At 57.9% G+C, this 24638-nt stretch carries 15 protein-coding genes; 3 read left to right on the plus strand and 12 right to left on the minus strand.

Annotated elements, in window-relative coordinates; genetic code table 11:
- Positions 1 to 169 precede the first annotated feature (169 nt).
- The 6 genes from Enr8_RS10225 to Enr8_RS10250 all read right to left on the minus strand — a co-directional run bounded on the left by Enr8_RS10225 (position 170) and on the right by Enr8_RS10250 (position 12683).
- The gene (locus Enr8_RS10225) at positions 170 to 2731 is read right to left on the minus strand and encodes a chemotaxis protein CheB (protein WP_146431083.1); all 2562 of its coding nucleotides are present in this window, start codon (positions 2729 to 2731) and stop codon (positions 170 to 172) included.
- A 6-nt stretch (positions 2732 to 2737) separates the two neighbouring features.
- Complete coding sequence (locus Enr8_RS10230; protein WP_186767555.1) at positions 2738 to 6022, minus strand: chemotaxis protein CheB; 3285 nt, start codon at positions 6020 to 6022, stop codon at positions 2738 to 2740.
- A 186-nt stretch (positions 6023 to 6208) separates the two neighbouring features.
- Positions 6209 to 6976: a response regulator gene (locus Enr8_RS10235; RefSeq protein WP_146431088.1), complete on the minus strand. Its 768-nt coding sequence runs from the start codon at positions 6974 to 6976 to the stop codon at positions 6209 to 6211.
- Between the two features lie 310 nt (positions 6977 to 7286).
- Positions 7287 to 7712 (minus strand): response regulator, encoded by a 426-nt coding sequence (locus Enr8_RS10240; protein WP_146431090.1) that lies wholly within the window; start codon positions 7710 to 7712, stop codon positions 7287 to 7289.
- A gap of 31 nt (positions 7713 to 7743) precedes the next feature.
- Entirely contained in the window at positions 7744 to 11472 is a 3729-nt protein-coding gene (locus Enr8_RS10245; protein ID WP_186767556.1) for a CHASE domain-containing protein, read from the minus strand.
- Between the two features lie 122 nt (positions 11473 to 11594).
- Positions 11595 to 12683 carry a hybrid sensor histidine kinase/response regulator gene (locus Enr8_RS10250; protein ID WP_146431094.1) on the minus strand — a complete coding sequence of 363 codons (1089 nt, stop codon included), beginning with the start codon at positions 12681 to 12683 and terminating at the stop codon, positions 11595 to 11597.
- A 707-nt stretch (positions 12684 to 13390) separates the two neighbouring features.
- Here Enr8_RS10250 and Enr8_RS10255 point away from each other — a divergent pair.
- The 3 genes from Enr8_RS10255 to Enr8_RS10265 are packed head-to-tail and all read left to right on the plus strand — an operon-like array spanning position 13391 to position 16329.
- Positions 13391 to 14974: a hybrid sensor histidine kinase/response regulator gene (locus Enr8_RS10255; protein ID WP_186767557.1), complete on the plus strand. Its 1584-nt coding sequence runs from the start codon at positions 13391 to 13393 to the stop codon at positions 14972 to 14974.
- Between the two features lie 39 nt (positions 14975 to 15013).
- On the plus strand, positions 15014 to 15394 hold the full coding sequence (locus tag Enr8_RS10260) for a response regulator transcription factor (protein ID WP_146431098.1): 381 nt from the start codon (positions 15014 to 15016) through the stop codon (positions 15392 to 15394).
- 41 nt (positions 15395 to 15435) lie between these two features.
- The gene (locus Enr8_RS10265; RefSeq protein ID WP_146431100.1) at positions 15436 to 16329 is read left to right on the plus strand and encodes a response regulator; all 894 of its coding nucleotides are present in this window, start codon (positions 15436 to 15438) and stop codon (positions 16327 to 16329) included.
- Positions 16330 to 16764: 435 nt separating this feature from the next.
- Here the strand turns inward: Enr8_RS10265 and Enr8_RS10270 are convergent, their stop codons facing one another.
- Genes Enr8_RS10270 through Enr8_RS10295 form a run of 6 tightly spaced genes read right to left on the minus strand, consistent with a single transcriptional unit; the run spans position 16765 to position 24081 of the window.
- Positions 16765 to 18381 carry an FAD-dependent oxidoreductase gene (locus Enr8_RS10270; protein WP_146431102.1) on the minus strand — a complete coding sequence of 539 codons (1617 nt, stop codon included), beginning with the start codon at positions 18379 to 18381 and terminating at the stop codon, positions 16765 to 16767.
- 34 nt (positions 18382 to 18415) lie between these two features.
- Entirely contained in the window at positions 18416 to 19981 is a 1566-nt protein-coding gene (locus tag Enr8_RS10275) for a sodium:solute symporter (protein ID WP_186767558.1), read from the minus strand.
- 49 nt (positions 19982 to 20030) lie between these two features.
- Positions 20031 to 21623 (minus strand): golvesin C-terminal-like domain-containing protein, encoded by a 1593-nt coding sequence (locus Enr8_RS10280; RefSeq protein ID WP_146431107.1) that lies wholly within the window; start codon positions 21621 to 21623, stop codon positions 20031 to 20033.
- Positions 21624 to 21676: 53 nt separating this feature from the next.
- Positions 21677 to 22711 (minus strand): LacI family DNA-binding transcriptional regulator, encoded by a 1035-nt coding sequence (locus Enr8_RS10285; RefSeq protein WP_146431109.1) that lies wholly within the window; start codon positions 22709 to 22711, stop codon positions 21677 to 21679.
- Between the two features lie 7 nt (positions 22712 to 22718).
- Entirely contained in the window at positions 22719 to 23129 is a 411-nt protein-coding gene (locus Enr8_RS10290) for a hypothetical protein (protein ID WP_146431112.1), read from the minus strand.
- Between the two features lie 28 nt (positions 23130 to 23157).
- The gene (locus Enr8_RS10295) at positions 23158 to 24081 is read right to left on the minus strand and encodes a DUF1559 domain-containing protein (RefSeq protein WP_146431114.1); all 924 of its coding nucleotides are present in this window, start codon (positions 24079 to 24081) and stop codon (positions 23158 to 23160) included.
- Positions 24082 to 24638: the final 557 nt, after the last annotated feature.

Below are 24638 nucleotides of genomic sequence, written 5' to 3' on the forward strand. Positions count from 1 at the left end.
CCAGAGACGCCTACATTTATTGCAGTTTCGCGATCGATTTTACTTGCACTGTATTGTCGTGCCCCCCCCTTTTTTTGCAATACAAAGACCTCCAATTCTCACACCGCCACATTAGAAATGCGGTTAACCCCATTTCGACTAGACGATGAAGGGTCTTGTCTTGCGACGTTCAAAGCTCTGGATCCTCAAGTCGGCGATGGATCGCCAGAATCGAGGTCGCATCAATGAGCGTCAGGACGACGCCAGCCAAGCCCCGAATTCCTTGATAGGGCAGAACGCGCATTAAGTAGCTCCCTTTTGTGCGCGATTCGACAGCTCGTTCGATCGGCTGTTGCGTTTCTAAGACCTGCCGCACGTCTTCGATCGGCTCGACATCGACCAGGTTATGGGCGATATGACTGATCGGGCGTCCAATGTCCTGATCGAGAATGTGGAACACCTCTTTCGCCTCGGCCGTAAACTTGCGGATCTTCAAGTCGTTATCCAGGAATACCGTCCCAATCCTCGTGCTCTTGAGCAAGTGATCCATATCTTCGGTCAGCTGCGACAGCTCGGTGATCTTCTTCTGATGCTCCGAATTGACGGTGAACAGCTCTTCGTTCACGCCATGCAGTTCTTCGTTGGTGCTTTGCAGCTCTTCGTTTGACGCGACCAGCTCTTCGTTGGCCGATTGCAGTTCCTCGTTGCTCGTCTCCAGCTCTTCGACGGTCGCCTGCAAGGTTTCCTTCGTATAGTCGAGTTCACGCTCCAGCGAGACGATCCGCTGCGCCGATTGGTCGGCCGAATCAAAAGGAACGGCGACCGTCTCATCGATCACCGGGAGGTCTTGCATTAGCTCCAGCGTGACGAGAAACATTTTCTCCGCACTTTTGTTGTAAGGTTCGGCAACCAGCCGATAGAGTCGCTCTCCGGTCGTCGTATTGACTCGAACCCCTTCAAACATGATGGTCGTGCCGGTCGTTGAGGCCTTATGCAGCGCGGCGTTCATCGCCGTCCGCAAGTCCCCTTCAACCATCCGTAAGACGTCCAGAGTCGCCTTCCCTTCGGGCTGCACCAACAGTCGCCGCGAGTCGCCAAACGAATGGACCAGTTCCAGGTGCTGATTGATCAACAGACTGGGCGGGACATATTTGGCGAGCAGGTGGTCGTAGACTTCGGGAACGAGCCACGACTTGTCCGTTCTCGTCTGCGTCGCCACATACGAGGGGCGGTTGAACACGACGCGATTGAGCGCCGGTTGCGGTGGGATTGGCCCCGTTTCCGTCAGGCGCACGTTTCGCAGCTTGCGATAAACCCGCCACTGACGATCCACTGGCTCAAACTCTTTGTCCAGATCGCCAATGCTCTCGCTCGGTCCCAAAAACAAGATGCCGCCCACGCTGAGCCCGAAGTGGAACAGCGAGAGGACGCGCTTTTGCACTTCCTGGTTGAAGTAGATCAGCACGTTGCGGCAGCTAATCAGATCGATTCGGGTAAAGGGAGGATCCTTGGTGATGTCATGCGGCGCGAAAATCACCTTTTGCCGCAGCTCCGCCGAAATATGGTACAGATCGCCGATTCGCGTAAAGTACTTGTCGCGGAACTCGATCGGCATTCGCGAAACGCTGGCCGAAGAATAGACGCCGGAACTGGCCGTCTCCATTGAAGTCTGGTGAACATCCGAGGCGAATAGTTTGAGATCGACGTCGACCCCTTGTCGTTCGATACACTCGGTCGCCAACATCGCCAACGAATAGGCCTCTTCACCGGTCGCGCAGCCGGGTACCCAAATCCGCAGTTCGCCGGTATCGGCGGCTCGCTCAACCAGTCGCGGAAAGATGTTATTACGCAACAGCTGAAACGCGTCGAGATCGCGAAAGAATTGGGTCACTTCGACCAATAGATCGCGATACAGCACGTCCAGCTCGCGCGAGTCTCCCTCCACCAACTGCGAATATTCGGCCAGCGACGAGCAGCGCGACAACTTCACCCGCCGCTCAATTCGACGGACGATCGTTGTCGGCTTGTACATGCTGAAGTCGATCCCGTATTGATTCCGAAACAGCCGGAAGATCGTCGCCAGTTCGCCCGACTCGGACAGCTCCTCATCTTGCCCCGCTTGATCGACGAACGACGAGGGACTTTGGATATACTCCAAAATCCGACTCGCGATACTATCGGGCGGGCAAACGACGTCAGCCAATCCGGTGCCTAGCGCACTGCGCGGCATCCCGTCAAACCCGGCCGACTGGATCGATTGCACGACGACCAGCCCGCCGGCCTCATGCACGTCCTGAATCCCCCGCGAACCGTCGCTGCCGGTCCCCGACAGGACCACGGCGATCGCACGCTCTTTGGCGTCTTTGGCCAGCGAACGAAAGAAGATGTCGATCGGCAGGTTCAAACTTCCCAGGTTTTGATCGATTAGCTGAAGCTTCCCTGCGGCGAGTTCCATGTTCTTCTTCGGCGGAATCAAGTAGATCGCATTGGCCTCGATCTCCATGCCGTCTTCAACTCGGTGGATCGGAATCTTGGTGCGGCGGGCCAGCAGCTCGTCCATCAGACTCTTGAAGTCGGGCGATAGATGTTGGACGACGACGAACGCCATGTTGCTGTCGACCGGCATGTTGTCAAACAGCCGCTCCAGCGCCTCTAGCCCGCCGGCCGATGCGCCGACGCCGACGACATAAAAGGATTTCTTGTCGCGTTGGAGAAGTTCTCCCGGCGAACTCGATGCGTCTTGCTCATTCATGATGACTTACCTTTTGGCCCGCACCAGGCCAGTCTTATCCTCTCGGGGAAATTGCAAGAAAAAGGTGCTGCCGCGTCCCGGGGTCGATTCGACCCACATCCAACCGCGGTGCCGGTCCATGATGCGTCGACAAAGGGCGAGCCCTAAGCCGATTCCATCGCAATCCTCTTTCATCCCCAGTCGCTGAAAGATGATGAAAATGCGTTCGTAGTTTCGCTGCTCGATCCCAATTCCGTTGTCGTGCACCGAAATCAACCAGCCGCCGTCGCGAGTTCTCGCCCCAACATGAATTTTGGCGGGGCGATCGTCCCGAAATTTGATCGCGTTGTGGATCAGCTCTTGCAGGCAGATAACCAGTTGAGCTTCGTCGCCTTCGATCCGCGGCAACGGTTCGTACGTCACGGTGGTTTCGGTCGCTTGGATTTCCGCGTTCAATTCGATCAGCGCCGTCTCGATCACTTTGTCGAGCGAAACGCTCTCTAAGTTGGCGCCGCGCGTGTTGACCCGCGAATAGGCGAGCAGCGACAGGATCATCCGGTCCATTCGAACCGACGAGTTGCGTATGCCCTCCAAGTGCTCCTTGGCGTCTCCCACGTTCGTCGCCGATTCGTCGATGCGGCTGATGAACTCCTGAATATGGCGCAAGGGAGTCTGCAGGTCGTGCGACACGGCGTAGGCGAACTCTTGCAACTCCTTCTGACTGATAACCAAATCCTCTTCCGCCTGCTCGGCCAGCGATGCGGCGACCTTGACGGCGGTAATGTCGTCAAACGTCAGCACCAGGCCGTCCGAGGCGCCCGACTCGTCAAAGTAGGGCCGCACCCGTTTTAGATAGGATCGTCCCTCTCGGCTGCGCACTTCTTTCTCGAGCGTGTCGCCCGACTCCAGCACAGCGCGGAGGTCGTTGATCAGGTCGAAGTTTTCCAGGTTGTAGCTGATGTGTTGAATCGGCCGTCCGACGTCGTGTTCGACAACGTGAAATGCGGAAGCGATCGACGGGGTAAATTTGCGGATGCGCAATTCGTTGTCGAGAAAAATAGTGCCGATATCGCTGCTGGTGAGCAAGTTGTCCAGGTCGTTCGTCAGCGCCGTCAACTCGTCGATTTTCCGTTGATACTCAGAGTTGACCGTATACAACTCTTCGTTGACGCTATGCAACTCTTCGTTGGTGCTCTGCAGTTCCTCGTTCGATGCGATCAACTCTTCGTTGGTCGACTGCAACTCTTCGTTGCTGGTCTCCAATTCCTCAACCGTGGTTTGCAGCGACTCGCGGGTATGATCGAGTTCCTGCTCCAACTCGTCGATCCGACCGCTGCGCTGCTGGTCAAACTCAATCGTTTGCGTCGTCTCGACAGGCGCCTGCGCCACTTCCTGCTGCTCTTCCAAACAGATCAAGAACAACTTGCGACTACCCTTTAAATAGGGCTCGACCCGCACATTCAGACGGCGGTCGCCGATCGCCGTCTTCGCGATGACGCTGCGAAAGGTGACCGTCTCGTCCTGTTGATTGGCGCGATGCAGCGCCGCGGTGACGGCTGTTTGCAGATCGCCTTCGACCATCCGAGACACATCCAAAGTGGTTCGTCCCGGCGGCTGGACCAACATCTTGCGAGCCTCGCCAAAGGTGTGAATCAACTCAAAGAACTCATTCACAAGCAAACTGGGCGGCACATACTTGGCCAACAGGTCTTCATAGGCGCCCGGCAGGAACCAGGAGTCCTCCGGTTTCGATCCGCCATTGCCGCCAATCTGCGTCCGCCCTTGCGAGATGGCGGCCGGCGGGGGAGCGATCGGCATTCGCGCCGACTCGGGTAGCCGCACGTCGCGCAGTTTCCGATAAATTCGCCAGTGCTGGTCGATGGTCTCAAATTCTTTCGCCAGGTTGCCGATCGTTTCGCTCGGTCCCAGCATCAACGTTCCACCGACACGCATACCGAAGTGGAACATGGCCAAAATTCGCTTTTGAATTTCGGGTTCCAGATAGATCAACACATTGCGACAACTGATCAAGTTAATGCGGGTAAAGGGTGGGTCGCGGGTCAGATCATGCCGGGCAAAGACGACCATCCGCCGAATTTCGGGCTTGATATGGTAGAAGTCGCCGTGCAGCGAAAAGTACTTGTCGCGATAGCGCGCCGGCATATTCTCAACTGATTTCGGAGCGTAGACCCCAGCGCTGGCGATCTCCATCGATTTTTGATGAACGTCGCTGGCGAAAATCTTGACGCTCAACGATCGCTGCATTCTCTCGGCGGCTTCATGCACCAGCATCGCGATCGAATACGCTTCTTCGCCGGTAGCGCAGCCCGAAACCCACCCCCGGATCTCATCATCCGCGGCACATTCGGCGACAATTTTCGGAATGACGTCCGTCTCCAACCGGCGGAACGCCTCGGGATCGCGAAAGAAGGAGGTCACTTCGACCAATAAGTCTCGATACAGCAAGTCGAGCTCGTCGGTGTTGTTGTCCAATTTGTTGACGTAGTCGCCCAGGTCGGCGACCTGCGAAAGTTGCATCCGTCGCTCGATGCGCCGCTGAATCGTCGCCGCCTTGTAGTGCGTAAAATCGATCCCAAACCGCTGACGAAACAGGCGAAAAAGCGCCGGAAGAGCACCTTCGTCCGAGTAGCCCGCGTCTTCGACCTGACCCCGCTGAAAATCGCCCGGCTTGCCGATAAACTCCAAAATCTTGCCCGGCATCGATTGCGGTCGGCATACCAGGTCGGCGAATCCGGTCGCAGCCGATGCCCGGGGCATGCCGTCAAATCCAGCCGACTCTGAATCTTGAATGACGACCAAGCCGCCGCTTTGATGGATGTCACGAATCCCCCGCGATCCGTCCGATCCGGTACCGGAAAGGACGACGCCGATGGCATGTTTCCCCTGGTCTTTCGCCAGCGAACGAAAAAAGACGTCGATCGGCAGTTTAAAGCCGGAGTCCCGATCGTGTTGGGTAAGGCGGAGAACGCCGCCTTCGATCGTGATATCGTGTTTCGGTTGCAACAGATAGATCGCATTCGGCTCGACACGCATCCCATCTTCCACGCGATGGATCGCAATTTGCGTGTGCCGAGCCAAGAGCTGATCCATCAGGCTCTTGAAATCGGGGGACAGATGCTGCACGACCACGAACGCCATGCCGCTATTCTTCGGCATATGATCGAAGAACAGTTCTAGCGACTCCAGCCCACCGGCTGAAGCGCCAATGCCTACCACATAAAACGGAGCTTCAGCGGGCGTTTCGTCCGCGCCGGCCTCGTCCGCAGGCGACGTGGCGTCTGGTGTGGTCATCCAATTCTGCCCCAAAAGCGACAATTTTTTTCTGCCGTATTGTAGCAATTGGATTTCCGGTTGCCATTCAGTTCTCCACAATCCCCTCATAGGGAAGCAAATAGAGAGCCGTACTACGCCGCATTTTTCCTATCAATCGCCGCCGTGCTCGCTGTGGCGATCCAGGCTCCTGTCGGTGACGGAATTTCAGTTCAGTACGCTTTCGCGATGGCAGCCCGAACCTTCGATGATTTCTTCAACGAGGTTGCTAGGATTGATCGGCTTTTGAAACCAGCGATCGCAGCCCTGCGGCCCCAGTTCGACGCCATATTCGGTCGGATGAATCCCGCTGACGGCGAATACCTTGAGATGCTCGTACTTGGCGTTCCGGCGAATCTCGCGAACGGTCCATCCGCCGTTGAACTTCGGCATGTTCATGTCGAGCAAGATCACGTCGGGCATCGTGTTTTGCGCCAAGTAGCGGATCGCATCGGCGCCATTATTGACGGTCGCCACCTCGAACTGTTTGAGACTCAAAAAGCTGGCCAACAAGCGGGCCTCGTTCACGTTGTCATCGACGACTAGCGCCCGGCGGATCACCGCGCCGGAAGCATCTTGCTCTGGCGGCGACCATTGCTTGACTTGGCGATCAAGCGCGTCCAGATCACGAATGATTCGCGTTAATAGGGCCAGAACATGCCCGGAGTCGGTAATTTCCGCCGCCTTTTGCACCTGTTCCAGCGATTGAATCGCCCGGTGCAGATGATCGGATATCGGGCTGAGGCCGAGCTTGTCGCGATTGACGGCCAGACCGCTGAACTCGCTCGGCGGAAGTTCTTTGCGGCGAACATGCACTTCGGGAGGAGCGTCGATGCCAAGCCGAACCTTCGACTTGGAAAGCTGCAGAACCTTGATGGTGATTCCGAGGTTTGAGAACTCAATCGATTCGGACGAATTGCGAGACAGAACGAGCATACAGGGTTTCCTTTCCAAGAGAACTTTTCAGGCAACTTCCTACCTGAACTGCTAGTATCCGACTAATGATTGGACGTCGTGAATAGCACCTCACCGACATGTAGAGCAGACGACGGTCTGCATAGCCGAGGGCCATCGTGACAAGAGCGTGACGTCCAGTCGGACTGGTATGGAAACCTGCCGGGAATCACTTCCCCGCGTCTCGTCGGAAAAGAGTTCTAACGGGACTGACGAAATTCGACAACATCAAACAAGTGCGATCTGTATGGAAAACTTGCAATTATTTTCCAATCGGTCTCATAGGCGCCTATTAGCGATCCGATGGCGAGTCTTGTAAGCTCCACTCAACATCGAGCTTGCTCAGTTGATCGGCGAACTGTCGTCCCTTGCACAGATAGCCGGAAATATGCGGCTTACATGCGTCGAGTGCGCCCGGATCATACCAGGAACTTGCCAATACGAAGATCCGATGAGATTGGAGCTGCGGATCGTCTCGGACCACTTCCAGAAACTCTTGTCCCGACATCCGCGGCATGTTTAAGTCGAGCAGTATGCAGTAGACCGAATCATGCTCCGGCGCCGCTGCGGTTGCCCGTAAGACTTCCAAACCTTCTTCTCCATCGCGAACTCGCACGACCCGATTGGCGATTCGCTGACGCGTAATCGCTCGCCGCATCGAATCGGCGTCGATGTCGTCATCATCGATGATCAGGATCGTCATCTCGCTCGCAACCATACTTCCGTTCCCTCGCTGAAATCGAGCGTCGTCAATTGGTTTGGCAATAGCGGTGGAGATAGGGCAGCAGGCCCGAGACCATCGCGGCTAACTTCGCCGCTTGCTGGTCGGCCGAATCGAAATCGCCGCGGGTTCCCCGCTGCTCCAGATCTAACGCTATTGTAGCCGCTTCCATTTGGTGAAAAAAGCGAAGGCCGCTTTTTAATTTGTGGGCCGAGACGGTCAGCCGATGGTCGTCCTGCTCTGCAATCGCCTGCTGGACGCTGCGAATACTCTCCTCCATTTCCTCAGCATAGGTCGCGACAATTTCGACCAGCACGGGACGATTGTCCCCCAAGCGCGATAAGATTTTCCGCCAAGGCACCGGCGAGTCTTCGCTGACCACCGCCGGCGTCTCCGGCGACCGCTCGCTTTGGGCCTCTACCGCGACCGCCTCTGGGCCGGCAATTCGCATCGCGCTGTCGATCGCCGCGAACAGCGAGTCCGGCAAAAGCGGCTTCGATACGTACGCATCCATCCCAGCCGACAGACAACGCTCGCGATCGGTCTTCAGCGCGTGGGCGGTCGTCGCGACGATCGGCACATGGCCGCCCGTTTTTTGTTCGTACTCGCGGATCAGATAGGCGGCGGTCAGGCCATCCATCTCCGGCATCTGCACATCCATCAGGATCACGTCAAACTGACCGTCTTTGACCGCCTGTAGCGCCTCAACGCCGTTCTCCGCAATGGAGATCTGATGGTTTCGACGCCTTAGAATTGCGGTCGCCACTTGCTGATTGGCGCGGCTATCTTCGCACAACAAGATCCGCATTCCCGCTGTGGCCGATTCGGCCGGCGGCGGAAGCGTCGACGCCGCCTGGTCGATGTTCCCACTCAAGCCAAGCCCCTCGACCATCGCCTCCAACAATTCGGACGGTTTCACTGGTTTACAAATCTTCGACGCGACTGGAACTCGAGCGGCGTTACCGAGGCTTTCAATTCGTCCAGCGGAGACCAGGATCACCACCGGTAGGCCATATCGCTCGGGGGCGCCGTTAACAGTCTGGATCAACTCCAGACCATCAAAGTTCGGCATCTTCAGGTCAGTAACCAACAGATCAACTTGCCTTTGAGCCTGCTTTTCGGCCTGCAAGATGCGCAGCGCCGCTTCACCCGATTGGGCCTGCAGCGTCTCGATTTGGTGTGACTCCGCCACGTCGCACAGCGTCAATAGATCGAGTTCGTTGTCGTCGACGATTAGCGCTCGCCGACCTCGCAGGCCTTCCACAATCGTCCACCACGGCTCCGAGATCTCTCCCTCACTGCGACGGAGGCGCACCGTAAACCAAAACGTACTGCCGACGCCCAACTCGCTCTCGACGCCGATTTCTCCTCCCAGTTGATGCACCAGCCGGGACGAAATCGTCAGTCCCAACCCGGTGCCGCCATACCGCCGCGTGGTTGAAGTATCCGCTTGTTCAAACACGTTGAAAATCGACGCTTGCTTTTCCGCCGGGATGCCGATGCCGGAATCTTTGACCGAGAATTTCAGCAGGATTTCCTGCGGGTCGAGATCCTCCTGCTCGACGGCGGCGACGCGAACATCGACCGTTCCCTGAGTCGTAAACTTGATCGCATTGCCGGTCAGATTGATCAATACCTGCCCCAGTCGGCGGGCATCTCCCCGGAGTTCGCCGGGAACGTTGCGGGCGACGTGATAGCTCAGCTCGACGGGTTGATCCAGCGTTTTTGCGGCCATCGGCTTGAGAAGCTTCGCGACCAACTCGTGCGGTTGAAACGGCGCCTCCTCCAGATCGGACTTCCCCGCTTCGATCTTCGAGAAGTCGAGAATATCGTTGATGATTTGCAACAACGTACTGGAAGATTCGGCGACGGTGTTCAAATATTCGCGTTGTTCGCTCGACAGGTCGGTTCGCAAAACGGAGTCGGTCAAACCGATGATTGCATTCATGGGAGTCCGAATCTCGTGACTCATGTTGGCCAGAAACTCGCTCTTCGCCAGATTCGCTTTTTCCGCAATCCGTCGCGCCTCGCGGGCCTCCTCTTCGCTTTGCCGAACTTCGACCATCAGATTGTGCGACAGGGCCATGCTTCTTCCCATCGACCACATGACGCCGACCAACAGCAGCGACAATATCGAGCCGGCAACCCCAATCATCGCCGGCATGGTGCGGTCGATGCGACTCTCAAACACCGGTGAACTAACGGTCGTCACCGCCCACTTGCGCCCGCCAGCGTCAATTACGGTTCGCTCCACAAACTTGCGAAAGCCTTGCCCCTGCAGTTCGGCCTCGACCTGGTCAGGGGTGCGATCGCCGTACAGTTTGATTCCCGCTTCATTTTCTTCGATGTCGAAGATCATGATCTCGACGTTCCCTTGAGTCCGACTATCGATGCCCGCGAGCGCTTTGTTCAAAATGATCGGCGCGTACAATACGCCGCGCAGCCGCGCCAATCGTTCCGCCTCAGAGTCAGGCGTTTCCAGAGAATCATAGAGTGGCAAGTAGTAAAGAAAGCCGCTCGTCTTGGCGTTGTCTTGCAGCAGTTCGATCCGCCCGGTGATCGTTGGTTTCCCGGTCAACGCCGCCTGCTCGATGGCGGTTCGTCGGGTCGACTCCGAACCGATATCGAAACCCCAGGCCTGCCGATTTCGGTCAAGTGGGAAAATGTAGCGAATAATGAATAAGTCCGCGGCGTCTCCCTTGGTCAGCACCTCGAAATCGGGGCCGTCGTCGTCTCGCACCTCCTGCACGAAGTTCTTCAACTCGGATCGTTCGACGCGTTGAATCAAGCCCAGGCCGATCGCCCCCGGAAACTCGGTAGCCAAATCGCGCGACTTGACCATCGTAGCGAACTCATTCCGAGACACCTCTTCGCGCGACAAATACAAGCCGCGCAAACTTCGCAGGCCGTATACGACGCGATTGACGTTGCGCTCGATATCCTCCACAACCAAGTCGGTGAAGTACGAGAACTCCGCCTGTCTCGAATCGCGAATCGTCTTTTGAGCGTCACTCACCAGGTTGCCGGTAACCAGCAGACCGACGACCAGCGTACCGATGATAATGCCGGCGACCGGACGAGAACGGCGCAGTTCGGCCAGCGCCAGCTGGCGATCAGCGTCGGTCCGAATAAACCGCAAGCCGCGCCATACCAAAAAGAACCCGGCCGCGATCAGCGCTAGCAACATCGCCGTATGAATAGCCGTCGTCGAAAAGATGCTGGCGTCGCGGACGTTGGTACGCAGCAGGAACAAGAAGATGCTGATCAAACCCATTACGCCGGCCAGTGATGCGATCGTCTTGCGAACCCACGACGGCACGAACCCAGAGATCAACTGGCTGATCGCTAACAGCGCCAAGCCAATGGCGGTGCCAGTCGACATCCGTCCCGGTGGATTTCCCTGATCGACCGAACGGGCATCGGCGCTGACCAGCGTATCAATGCCCAAGTCGATCTGCAGGCCGTCTTCGACCAGGCTCAGACTCGCCAACAACAAGACGAACGCGGCCAAGCCAATCGCCGACCAATTCACCTGGTCGCCAATCGCGTTCATCCGCGCTCTTAACAGGCCGATCGCCGCCAAGACGGCCAGCCCGAGGGCCGTGTTGAACTTCATCGTCGGCAGACCGTCGATCAGCGAACGGAGCGTGATCCAACCTGCCGGCCAAGCCAACATCACCATCAACGTCGTCGCCAGCGACAAGCCGAGAAGAATTCGCCCCAAGATCAACAACCAGGCGGCGGAAACCACCTGCATTTCACGTGAGCTCGCTGACAATGCGTTCCTAGTCATGTCGAACAGTTCCCGACGGGCGTATTGGAGCGGCGCCGTTGCTCTTTGGGCCTGCGAGCGCTGGGCGAAACAAGATAGCGGTACGGTCAGTTGCGGATTTGCTCGCCTTCAGCATCGGGAATCGTGAACGAGATGGTCGTACCTTCGCCAACTTCCGATTCGGCCCAAATGCGACCTTCATGCTTTTGCACAATGCGTTTGCAGATCGCCAGGCCGATCCCCGATCCTTCAAATTCTTTTTGGGTATGGAGACGCTGGAAGGGAGCGAAGATCGATTCGCAGTTCTTGGGCTCGATGCCGATCCCATTATCGGCGACCGAAATCCGCCAGCCGGTCGCTTCTCGCGTCGCCGAAATCCGTACATGCGGCTTGGCGTTACGGCAGAACTTGATCGCGTTGGAGATCAGGTTTTGGAACAACAGGCCCAGGGCGACTAGATCGCCACAAACCGCGGGCAAGGGGCAATCGCACTCGACGATCGCCCCCGATTCTTCAATTGGCACCACCAGGTTTTGCAGGGCGACCTCTTTGGCCACTTCCAGCGAGGCAATTTCCTGGGGACGGCGAAGATCGCCATGCAGCGCGAAATCGATCAAGCTCTTGACCAACGCTTGCAGTCGCTCGGCGTTCACGCCGATCATCTGGACGTAGCTCGCCGACTCTTCGTTGATTTTGCCTTCCAGATCTTCGTGCAGGAAATCGGCAAGCTGGGTGATCCGCCGCAAGGGCGCTTGCAGATCATGAGCCGCCATCCGCGCGAAATTGGTCAGTTCCCGCTGGCGCTGGGCCAATTCTCGCACCAGACTGACTTTCTCGATCGCGTTGGAAAGCGCGCGGCGAACCGTATCGGGCGTTAGCGTATCTTTGACCAGATAGTCTTGTGCTCCCAGCTTCAAGCTTTCGACGGCGACGTTTTCGTTCCCCTGGCCAGAAATGGCGATGATCGGCACGTCGCTGCCCGACTCGCGAATCTTGGTCAGCACCTCCCAGTCGTGCGCGTCCTCAAGCCGGTAATCAAGAAAAACGGCGTCAAACTGGCTCTCTTCGAGTTGGTGCAGCCCCTCTGTGCCGCTCAGCGAGTGAGCCACATCAAACCGCTGCGGCCAGGCCTGGCTCAGCATCGCTTGCAACAATCGGGTGTCGGCCAGGCTGTCGTCAATGATGAGCAAGTGCATGTTGCATCGCCAATAGTAGGGAACAAACCTATGAATCTATTTCCGGTGGTCTCGCGCTAACAGTCCGTTGATTTTCTCGACGGACTGCTGGATCGCAGGGATGCGCTCGCAAAATAGCGACGGAAGTCGTTATTTTGCGAGCCGCGAAGAGCTATGCTCTGAGCCTGGCGAGGTTGGAAAATGCCACGAGGGCATTTTTCAGCAGGCAGCAAAGCATCATATCCGGCCGACATCCTTTCCGGAAATGAGCGATGTGCCGTTTCGACCTCGCGCGGCGGGACGCCGCAACGCCGCTACGATGCGGAGAGTGCCACAACCAGTCGCTACGTTCGGACGCGGAAATCGCTCGCCGGTCGTTGAACGACCAGCAGCAGAATCTCGTGATTCCGCCTTTTGCGGCTCTAGTGATTCTCGGATCGGTAATCGTCATCGAATCATCGATCTTACTCCCCCAATGGGCATCTGATCGACACCGATCTGCGTAAATCCGCAATCTAGCTGTGGGAACTTGCGACCGGGGCGTGGCGGTGTAGGTTCTTTTTGCCAAGTCGATGCGACTGCCCCATCTCGTACCTGGCGTTACTTCGTACGTCACACATTAGCCAGGAACAGGCTTGGCTGGGGTAGTCGCCGCCTAGGGCTCTGATGATCCCCTACGCGAAAACCTTAGGAAAAAGGTAAGGGATATGGTATCGAGCCAAACGACCGTGAAAGTACTGCTGTTGGAAGACGATCTGGCCGACCAGCAAATCATCGTTCGTAACCTAAGAGACAACCGGTTCGACTATCAAGTCACTTGCGTATCGAGACTGGCCGACGCGATTGAGCAGATTCGCCAAAGCGATTTTGACGTCGTCGTTTCCGACATGGACGTTCCGGATAGTTCCGGGTTCGAGACCATTCAGACGCTCCACGTCCACTGCGGCGAGACCCCACTGATCGCCCTGACCGCGAAGGAATATGCCGAACTGGCCGAGAAGATCTTGCTGGCCGGTGCGCAAGACTACCTGGAAAAGGGGGAAGTCCAGGGCAACTCGCTTAGCCGGGCCATCCTGCATGCGATACGGCGCCAGGAAACCCTGAACCAGAATCGACGGTTGGCTCGACGTTTAAAAGGCCAGCGGGCGAAACTTCGGGATCAAGCCAGACAACTGCAGCGCAAGAACCGCCGACTTCGCAAGCTCTATCGCACCGCGCGAGAGTTTGTCGACAACGTCTCGCACGATTTGCGGACGCCGCTTACCGTCATCAAAGACTACGTGTCGATCCTTCGCGACGGCATGGCCGGAGAAGTGAACGACGAACAAATGCGTCTGCTGGGCAAAGTGGCGATTCGCGCGGATGACCTCAACAATATTGTCGACGATATCCTGGACGCCAGTAAGCTGGAGGCTGGAGTGCTGGGGGCATGGCGACGAAGCGTCTCCATTCCGCAGCTCATTTCCCACGCCTCGAGTTTGCTGCGCGAACGCGCTGCGATTCATGACGTCCAGCTCGTCATCGAGTGCCCCGACGATCTGCCGGAAGCCTACTGCGACAGCGAGAAAGCGGTTCGGGTGATCGTCAACCTGGCGATCAACGCTCTCAAATACTCGCAGCCGGGTCAGACCGTCGTATTGTGGGCCAGCCACAACCCCGTCGATGGTGAGATCCGCATCGGCGTCACCGACCACGGACCAGGCATCGATGAAGAATCGCTCCAGCAGATTTTCCAGCGGTTCGAGCAGTTGAAAGATGACGTCGCAACCACCGTAAAGGGGCACGGGCTTGGCCTCAATATCGCCCAACGGTTGACCCGCATCAACCTTGGCGACCTGGATGTCGCCAGCGAGGTAGGAACAGGAAGCGTCTTTTCCTTCACGATCCCTGTTGCGGAACCTGGCGAGATCTTCTGGCGTTGGATGGAACTGAGGGGCAGCTCAGACACTCCGCTCGTCGCCATGAAGATCTCGCTGGGTGACGACGCCGAAGCGGCCCACGCGGAAGACTTCGACCGTTTCGCCAACTACTTGCTCCGCCGGCAAGACATTCTCTTTCGCCTGGCGCCGCGAGAGTGGCTGTTGATGTTACCGATGGCCGAATTGGATCTCCCTCACTGGGAGGCGCAGGCCGACCTCAATTTCTCTCGCTTCGTTCGGAATCGCCCCCAAGGGCCGATCCCGGGCTTTTGTCGCAGCGTCTTCAAGACCTGGCTCGCAGACGCCGACAAGGAATCGATTTTGACCGATTTCGACGCGCTGATCGCGCAACAGTCAACGCGACCAGTGGCCGACTACCTGGCGGCGTACTAGCTGAGCAAACCAAGAAATCCTTTGTAGAGGCGCAATGTGATGAATGAGTCACAACAGATTCTGATCATCGAGGACGAACACGACATCTGCGAAGGCGTTTCGTATCGGCTCCGTGCCGCCGGATTCTCTCCGCTGTCGGCCGGCGACTCGACCAGCGGCGTCGAGATCGCACGTCGTAATCGCCCCGATCTCATCCTGCTCGATGTGCAGTTGCCGGATAAGGATGGCATCACCACGCTACGGGAACTTCGGGACGACGAAATGACGAGTCAGATTCCGGTCATCATGCTTTCGGCGAGCCTGACGGAAGAAGTTCGGGCGCTCGACGCCGGGGCTCGCTTTTTCCTCCAGAAGCCGTACGAAGGGAAGTGCCTTCTTTCCGCCGTCCATGCCGTGCTGTCGCCCGTCTGCATGGCCTAACCACCCGCTGCCCTCCTTCCTGGCCGCCCAGAGAAAGAACGATGAAAAAGACGATTCTCATTGCCGATGATCATCCTGATATTGTTGAGATATTACAGCGGCGCTGCCAACGTTTGGGTTTGAACGTGATTACCGCGTCGTCGGCGATCGAAGTGGTCCGCGCGGCTAGCACGCATCTGCCCGACGCGATCATGATCGACGTCAACATGCCGGACGGCGATGGGCTCTCGGTCTGCGAGATGATCGCGCGCCACGAACGCTTTCAATCGATTCCAGTGATCGTGCTGACCGGCGAGTCTTCGACCGAGATCATGCGCCGCTGCCATCAGATGTGCGCCTACTACATTCCGAAATCGCCCGACGTTTGGATGCATGTCGAACCAGTCTTGTGCGAACTGCTATCGCCGGAGGCGGATGCCCCTACGCCGCTTCAGCCAGCTGGCCAACACGAATCGCCGCCCGACGCCATCACGATGCTCGACCGCTTGTTTGCGGTTTTGGGAACCGAAGCGCTCGACAGCCCCATCGTCGACCTGAACGCCAATGAAGCGAACGAGAAAGTCCCCTGGGTCTTAACGATCGAAGACGACGAAGACGTTGCGATTGCGCTCCGCATGCGACTGAAGGAGCTGGGCATCCTGTCGATGCATGCGATGGAAGGAACGTCCGGTTATCGCAATGCGTTCATGTCGGCGCCCAGCGCGATCTTGCTCGACTACGAATTGCCGGAAGGAGACGGGGCCTACGTGCTGCGGCGGCTTAAAGAAACGCCTTCCACCGCCCACATTCCGGTCATTGTCCTGACCGGACGCAAAGAGGGCTACATCCGCCGGCAAATGCTCACCATGGGCGCCAACGCCTTCTTTACGAAACCGTTCCACTGGAAGCAGATTCAAGAGGCGCTCGAAAACCTGGCGCCTGAGCTTGCAAGTTAATTGCGTTCTCTCCGCAACTCTAGCAGTCCGTTGATTTTCTCAACAGGCAGCTGGCAATCGCCGGCCTGGCTGCGTACCGCGCTGTTGCACGCCACCGAATCGGCGCCGGACGCCGTCGCCGATCAGCCAGTTCACCTGTCGCTCTAAAACCACGATTCACCACCATGCTCCAGCAAACCATCATCGATACAGCCGCTGGTCGCGGGATTGGCTTGGTTGTGCAGCGGCGCTGGCTCGATCAGGCGCGAAAATCATTCTCAACGATCGCCCCGGCATTGCGGATCTTCCGGGTGCGGTCGCCAACTTGCGCAACAGCGGCTGCGATGCGGCCGGTATCGAAGCCGACGTTTTTACCCGCACCGGGTGCGAATCGCTGCTCGCCGGCGCACTAGAAATCTCTCCCCCGATCACCGGGCTCGTCACCTGTCCTGCACTTCAAAAGGTCGCCTCGGTACTGACGTTAAACCCGGCCGATTTCTCGGCCTGGCTTCCGCCAGAGAAGTTAGCGCAAGCCAGCACCTGCCCTTCGGCGGCAAGCGACGCTTGCAGCGAGTCGATGTCGACGTCTCGCAGTGCGACGCCCGCTTCGATCGCCTTGTGAGCGGCCAATCCCGCGGCGTGCCCCAGCGCCATCCAGGTCGGCTCCATTCGGATCGAGGAGTACGCGACATGGGTCGCCGACACCGCAACCGACACGATCAGCCCTTCAATCGTTTGCGGTATCATCACCCGATACGGGATCGGATAGGGCCGGGTGATGTGGGCCAACATGCCGAGATAGCCCTCCAGCACCACGCCACAGTCGGACGGTCGCTTTTGAACCGGAAAACTATCGATCGGAAACTCTCCCACCGCGATCGTATCTTCGTAGTCGCCTGCGGCCGGCGCGTCTCCCGTGAAGGTGACGTCATGCTCGGTCAAGGTCGCCAGACCGACCAAACGGCGACCTTCGCGAACATACAACTGCCACGGGAAGTTGCCGTTATCGGTAAACTCATCCGCCGGCAGATGGTACTTGCCCGCCATTTCGCGATGCTCGGCCGGCACGGCGTCGTCCTGTTGCAAAAACCACAACAGCCCCAGCGTCAACTGCCGATGGCGATCGGCGATTTCGTCGCGGCGACGCCAATTGGCTTCGATATAGCCGACGTTTTCTTCGGCAAACGGAAAGGCGAGCGGACGGGGATTGATGTTGGCGTCGACCTTGCCATTCGGCAGATCGGTGACCGACAGCGCCCGCACCAGCGTATCGAAATGTTCGGGGTAGTAACCCCAGCCATCTTTGAGCACCTTGGGAGCGCTCAGTCGACCCGACTCCAGGTCATCGAGATATCCCAGATAGTTCGTTCGGTCATACCCTGCCGGCGGCTGGGTCAGCGGTGCGCTGTTGCCCGGGTCGCTCGACAAGCACAACCGATAGGTGTAGGCGGGCAGACGATCGTCTCCCTGACCGGTACTGCCGGGCAAGATTTCGCCGTTTCGATAGTCAAAGAAGATCTCGCCGGCATGCGACTCTCCATATTCTTCCCGCGATTCGCGTCCCAGTCGGAACTCGGCGCCAGCCGCGGCCAGCAGGTCTCCTTCGTAGGTCGCATCAACAAACGCACTGGCCGACGCCAGGATCCGTTCGCCGGTAATCCGGTTTTGCAGTTCGACGGCGGTAACCCGATTTTGCTGAACAGCCGCGCCTTCCAACTGATGATCGAGCAACAGCTCAATCGTCGGCAGTTCGGCCAGCATCTCCAGAAACGCCGCTTCGGCGACCGACGGCTCGAAGTAATACCCCTCGCGGCAAAGTGCGAACGCCTCGCTCTCGGCGCCCAGCGACGCGACATACGTTTCGCGGATCCGCGCAATGAACTCGAGAAATAGTCCGCCGATCGCCTCGGGGTGTTCGATGTCGCTCTTGCCGAGTCCACTGGTCGACATGCCGCCAATGTGCGACTGCCGTTCGACCAATGCGACCGTTCGCCCTTGTCGCGCCGCGGCGATCGCCGCCGCAATGCCGCCGGGCGTTCCGCCAATCACGACCAGATCCCAACTATTCGCCATTTCGCTCAAAGTCCTCTTCCTCAATTCCAAATAATCAATCGACGCTCGGAGTCAGCGGAGCCGCCCGGTCTTGGCTCTCCTTCCGATCTCCTAGCGTCCAGACCGTCAGCCCCGTCAGGTCAAGCCGAGACGAACCAACGACAAAACTCAACAAATAGGCGGTCACCGCAAAAAACAAGTTCACCAGCGCGCCGACCCAATAACTATGTACGCCCAACGTCCACGCCTGGGGCAGCCAACCCAACAGCCCCAGGCCTAGATAAGCGTTAAAGACGACCGCCAGGCACATCGCGATCGTCGCCGAAACGCCGTCGATCCGCCGCGTAAAGAACCCCATCATGAACAGCCCCATCAGACACCCGCCAAACAGGCTGGTCACGATCAGGCTGATATCGTTCATGCTTTCCTTTTCCATCCGGCTGAAGGCGATTCCGCCGCTGATCACCAGCACCGTCACCACCGCCGCGATAACGCGAGCCGTTCGCAAATAGAAACGATCGCTGTAGACGTCTCCCAGATTGGGCCGCAACAGATCGACCACCACCACGGTCGAAATGGAGTTAATGCCGGAATCGAGCGAACTCATCGCGGCCGCGACCACCGCCGCCAAGATCAAGCCCGCCAGTCCCGCCGGAATCCGCGTCAAAATAAAGTAGGGAAAGACCTGATCGGTCTCCAGTCCCGCAAGTGCAGGCTCGGGATAGGTCTGAAAGTAGACGTACAGCGCCGTTCCGATAAAGAAAAACATGGTCCACATCGGCAGCGCAATCGCCGAGTAGATGATCGTCGCCTTCCGCGCTTCGTAGGTCGACTTGGCGGCGACGTACCGCTGGACGATATTCTGATCGCCCGAGTAGATCGCCAGCCAGTTGATGATTCCCAAAATGGCGACCGTCCAGAAGGTTCGCTCACTCAAGTTCCACTCAAAGCTACCGAGACTGAACTTCCCCTCGGCGACGCCAACCTCCAAGACCTGCGTCATTCCGCCTGGCAGCTCCCAAGCGATGTAGAGAAAGCAGAGCAGTCCGCCCCCAAGCAAGACGATCGCCTGCACGACGTCAGTCCAAACGACCGCTTCGATCCCGCCAGCAATCGTATAGAACGCGATAAACAGCCCAGCGCCGATTACCACCACTTCAATCGACAGCCCCGTCATAAACTGCACCGGAATCGAAACTAGAAACAAGATCTGCGCCATCCGGATCAGTTGCAGCACGATAAAGCTGAGCGTTCCGTAAATCCGCGGGGCCATGCCAAACCGCATCCCCAGGTACTCAAATGCCGAGGTCAACTTTCCGCGGCGAAAGAATGGAATGAAGACCAGCACCGCCATCACTGCGATCAGCGGCAGCGCTAAATTGACCGCCAATTGTCTCCAGTCAAGCACATAGGCGGCGGCCGGAAGCGCCAGGAACGTCGCCGAACTGACGATCGTCCCCAGCATCGACAGCCCGATCACCCAGCCGGGGAACGCACGATTGCCGACAAAGTACTCTTCGGTCGTTTCATTCCGCCGCGAGAAGTAGATCCCAATGCCGAACATCGCCGCCAAATAGACAAGAATGGCGGCGACATCGAGCGGGCGAAGCGTAAGGTCCATGAAATTCTCAGGTGCAACATCAACAGCAGGAAGGACGACCGACAAAACCTCAACGGGGCGAAATCGCAATCGCATCGACCACGATATATTGGCCAACGCGATCGGCCGCCACCTCGACGAACGATTCGCCGGGCTTCAGGGTAAACGTACCGAGACTGTTCCACGTTCCCCCCTCGCGGCGCTGATTCACCTCGATCGTCTTTCGCCCCTTGGCATGCGAGACGGTAAACGGAACCTGATCGGAGCGATGACCTCGGCTGTTCCAGATCGCGAAAACCTCGTATTCGCCCGCCTGCTCTGGATTGAGTGCAAATCGGACCGATCCGGTCGCGGTCGGCTCTAGATAAAGATAGTCCTCGCCGTAGCGATCTTCGTCGCGACTGCTCGCTTGCCAATCTCCTTCGATCGTGACCAGATCGATTTGGTGGTTGTCGATGATCAGGTCTTTGTCGGTCGGCTTAAACGCCGGCGGTTTCGCCAGCGGCTTGTTGGGCATGGGAAGCGAATCGATATCTTCCAGGCGAATCTTCAGCACTTCAACCGTTCGCTTGCCGCCGGCGAAGGCGACCAGAACATGCCCATCCTGCTCAATCACGTGGGGATAATCAACGTGTCGCCGACCAACCAGGTAGCCCATCTTGGTGAAGACGACTCCATCATCGCTGATCGACAGCGCGAGCGGATCGCGGCGTTTTGGATGCGGGTTCGAGACCAACACATACCGACCGTCGGCCAGTCGCACGCCGCTAAACTTCGAGCGTGCGTCAGGAAAATCGGTCTGCAGCGGGCGACTCCAGGTCCGGCCGTTGTCGCTTGAGAAGGAGCGATACAAATAGCCGCGTTGCCAGTTGTCTCGAAACAGGGCCGTCAGTCGACCATCCGGCAGCACCCACCAATAGGGCTCCTCAGCGGCCAGCTCCTGGCTCGATCCCAAAACGGGAAACGACTCCCACTTGTCGATCGCGTCGACGCCGCCGGTCAGAAACTCGACCCCATGCCGCGAGTAGTCATACGTTCTTCGCGACATCATCCATTCGCCGGTCGGAATCTTCTTGGGCGGAAAGTTGTTGATTGCGTTTTTGTGGACGAGCGCGTGATCGATCCACTGTTGCTGCGGCTCATCCCAACGAAACGCCCGCAGTTCTAAACTCTTGCCAAAAAAGCCGGCCCCTTCGTCGAGCGAGCAGAGGGCCAGCAGTTGACCATCGCGCTGCCAGAACCCACGCGAAATCCAACGAAAGCCTTCCGCGCTGCGGGTGTTGTACAGCGGCGAATCTTCGCCCGAGTTGGGCGGAACCGGCGTCATATACTGCGGCTCGCTCCACATCAGGCCATCTTTGCTGGTCGCATACGCGACGCGCTGGCCGACGCGATCTTCGACCTCGGGGCCATCGCTCCACATCGCCCAATAGCGACCGTCGAAGTACGTCAAGTAGTTGTGTTGATTCACGCCATGCTTGGCGCGGACATCGCTGACCACCGCATGCTGAGATGGAATCTTCGGCAGCCGGTCGAAGTCGATATCATGCGGATTCTCCGGCACCCAATCTCCCTGCAACATCACGGTCGACTCTTCCCCCCAAGCCGGCGCCGCAGCGGACATCAACAAAGCGAACAAAACCAGGGACGACAATCGAATCATGAGCGGAGAACTCCAAGGGTGGGAAACAGGACGGCGGGACGCAGCGAAACGACTTACTCACTCTCTGGCAGAGCGTCCCCTTCGATCAGAATCGGTTCGACGATCAACTCCATACGGCGATCCGTGTCGTCGGGCCGACGCATGCTCCAGAGCAATTGCTCTACAGCGCGACGCCCGGTCAATTCCGGCGCCAGATCGATCGTCGCCGGCCGCGGATGCAACCCGGCCAGGTAAGGCTCTTCGTTGTTACAAGAGACGACGTTGATCTCCCGACCAATTTCGATTTTGGCCCGGTGAAGTTGCCGGTAAATCGCCGCAGTAATTTGATCATCCGGCGCGAACAGACCAATTGGGCGACGCGGATCACGCAACATTCCTTCGACGAGCGGCGCCACGGCCGCCTCGAGTTGGCGACTGGACATCTGCTCGAACGGAGGATCTTGATCGCTCTCGTATCGCTCGATTTCGACGCCTTGCAAGTGAGCGGCGTAACCAAAACCGTCACCCCGAGCGGCGAAGCCGGGGTGGTCGCTCTTGACCGTCAGAAAGCAAAGACGATCCAGGTCTCGTTGAAGTAGATATTCGCCTGCCAGGCGTCCGATAGCGGCGTTGCCTTGCGAAACGGCGCCATCCGAACTGCTGACGTGCGACGATAACCAGACCGCGGGAATGCCGGTCAGCTTCTCCATCAACTTCTTGGAAGCGCGATGTCCCCACAAAAGGACGCCGTCCAGTTGCCGTCGCTCCAGCGCCGGCGCCGACGCTTGCTTGCTGCTGACGTCCGCCAGAATCATGTTCATGCCGGCGGCCGAAAGCGCCTGCTCGACGCCGCGCAGCTTCGCCATCGCCAACGTTGGGTGACGCTGCGAACTGCCGTCGAGCATCAACACCGCGACGTTCTTGACCCGCAGTTGGCCCCCGCCTTCGCGGCGGGCCTTGCGGGGGCGCGGCTCGTAACCGAGACGCTTGATGATCTCGTTTACAATCTGGACCGTCTCCGGCGACACCCCGGCGTGATTGTTGATCACGCGTGAGACAGTCGCTTGCGAGACGCCGGCGATCTCGGCAATTTCTACGGTGCTGGTCATACGCTTTCTACTTTGCCTGGCGTTTGCGATCGGTCAATTCGATGTTCAACGTCGTATCTTCTTCGGGCAATTCAAACGCCTCCTGGTAACTTTCGCCCAGCGACTTACCATACGGCGCGAAGTCGGGATTGGGATCCACTCCGTCGAACGCTTCGACAATCACCAGATGGGGCCCGCCCACCATGGGCTGACCGTTGTTGCGGGTATCAAACTGACCATCTTTGATCGCGGCGCTGCCATAGGCGCCGGAGTTTCCCTTCGAACCGTCAGGCTGAAAAATGATCGATCCGATCGGCACTGGTTTTCCCTGGTGCGTGACGGTTCCCTGAATGCGAAAGGCGTCGGCCGCATCGCCGCCGCTGCATCCCAGCAACATCGCCGACAGCAGCAACATCGGTAGCGCGGTTCTACGTTTCACCTGGCTATCTTCCTTTTCACGCATGGGACTACGGCATCTCGACCACTTCGCCGCCGGCGCGACTGGCCAACGCCAAATAGGTTTCCATCTCGATCGTTGCGGGAAAAAACTTCACCGCTCCATCGGCCGTGGCGAAGTTGGCGCCGCCAGGATGTTGACTGCCGTAACCGCCATTGTTGGCGACCATCGTAAAGCTCGGAGTCTTGATCCCAATGTTGATCGGATAGCGATGATTCTTGGTCGTCGCCATGTACAAGCCGTTTGACGTCCAGTGCAAACCACGATTCCAGGCCCGATAGAACGGGTACTTATTCCATGAGAGTTCGCCAACCAGGATCGTGTTCGAGCTGCCGTCGGTCACGTCGCGCAGGCCCAGATTGCTGCGCAGTTTGAACACCCCTTCATCGGCCACTTCGCCAAACGAGGAGACGTTCTCTCGCGACGTGTCGCGGGCATAGTTGGCGTTGGTCGTCGCGTTAAGCCCGATCGGCCCGCTATTGCCAAAGTAGTGCGTCGTCGGGCAGGGCTGCTCCGAAGCCAACGTCGTAATCACCGTCGAGCCGCTGGGACAATGGAGCGCATCCATCGACGACTCGCTGCAAAGCGGCAGATTGTCGCGCCACGTGCCGGTGAAGTTGTACTGGTCGTAGATCGCCGACTGTTCGTAAAACGGCGCCAGGCGAATCCACATTCCATGCGACTTGCCCCCGTCGATGCCCGACGGCGGAAACGATCCGAAAGTATCGTGGTAGTTGTGCAGCGCTAGAGCCAGCTGCTTCAGGTTGTTGGTGCAGCTCATTCGCCGCGCAGCGTCGCGGGCCTGTTGAACAGCCGGCAGCAACAGCGCAATCAGCACGCCAATGATCGCGATCACGACCAGCAGTTCGACCAACGTAAAACCGCGCCAGCGGCGGCGGGCGGCGTTGGTGGAAGTCGGAGCCAGAGAAGTCATCGACCGGTACCTCCCGTGATTTTCTCAAAAGGAGCAGGATGGAAGCGTTTGCGGAGTTCATCCGCCGCTTTGGGGAGCTCCAACCTACCAGCCCCGCTGCCCCAGCAAGACAAATATCCGTGAATATTCACGACTTTCGCCAGATTCGTCTCCCAAGAGTGAAATCAAGCCCGCATTAAAACCACTTAAACAATGGCCTTTTTCCGCAATGAATCCGCGATATTCAACGATTGACGCGAAATGCCTATATTTCCGGCGCCAATGGACGCTGATTCGCCTCCCTGGTGAATATTCACCAGCTAACTCGCCACAGGTTGGCTCGTCGAGTCCTGCTAATCCGCTTGGTCGACCTCCAGAAACCGATCGGGCGAGGTATTGGAAAGTATGGAAGCCGGGCGATCTGGGGCGAGACTTCGTGGACAACAACAGACCTGATCCAGCCCCATGGGCGTCCTACTTCTGTTGCATTAGAACGTGCAATCACGGATACTGAAGCGACGCAGTTGGCCCCCGCAATCAGCACAAATCCTTCCTCACCAAACGCCGCTGCGTCCCTT

The sequence above is a fragment of the Blastopirellula retiformator genome (genome assembly GCF_007859755.1).
GTDB lineage: Bacteria > Planctomycetota > Planctomycetia > Pirellulales > Pirellulaceae > Blastopirellula > Blastopirellula retiformator.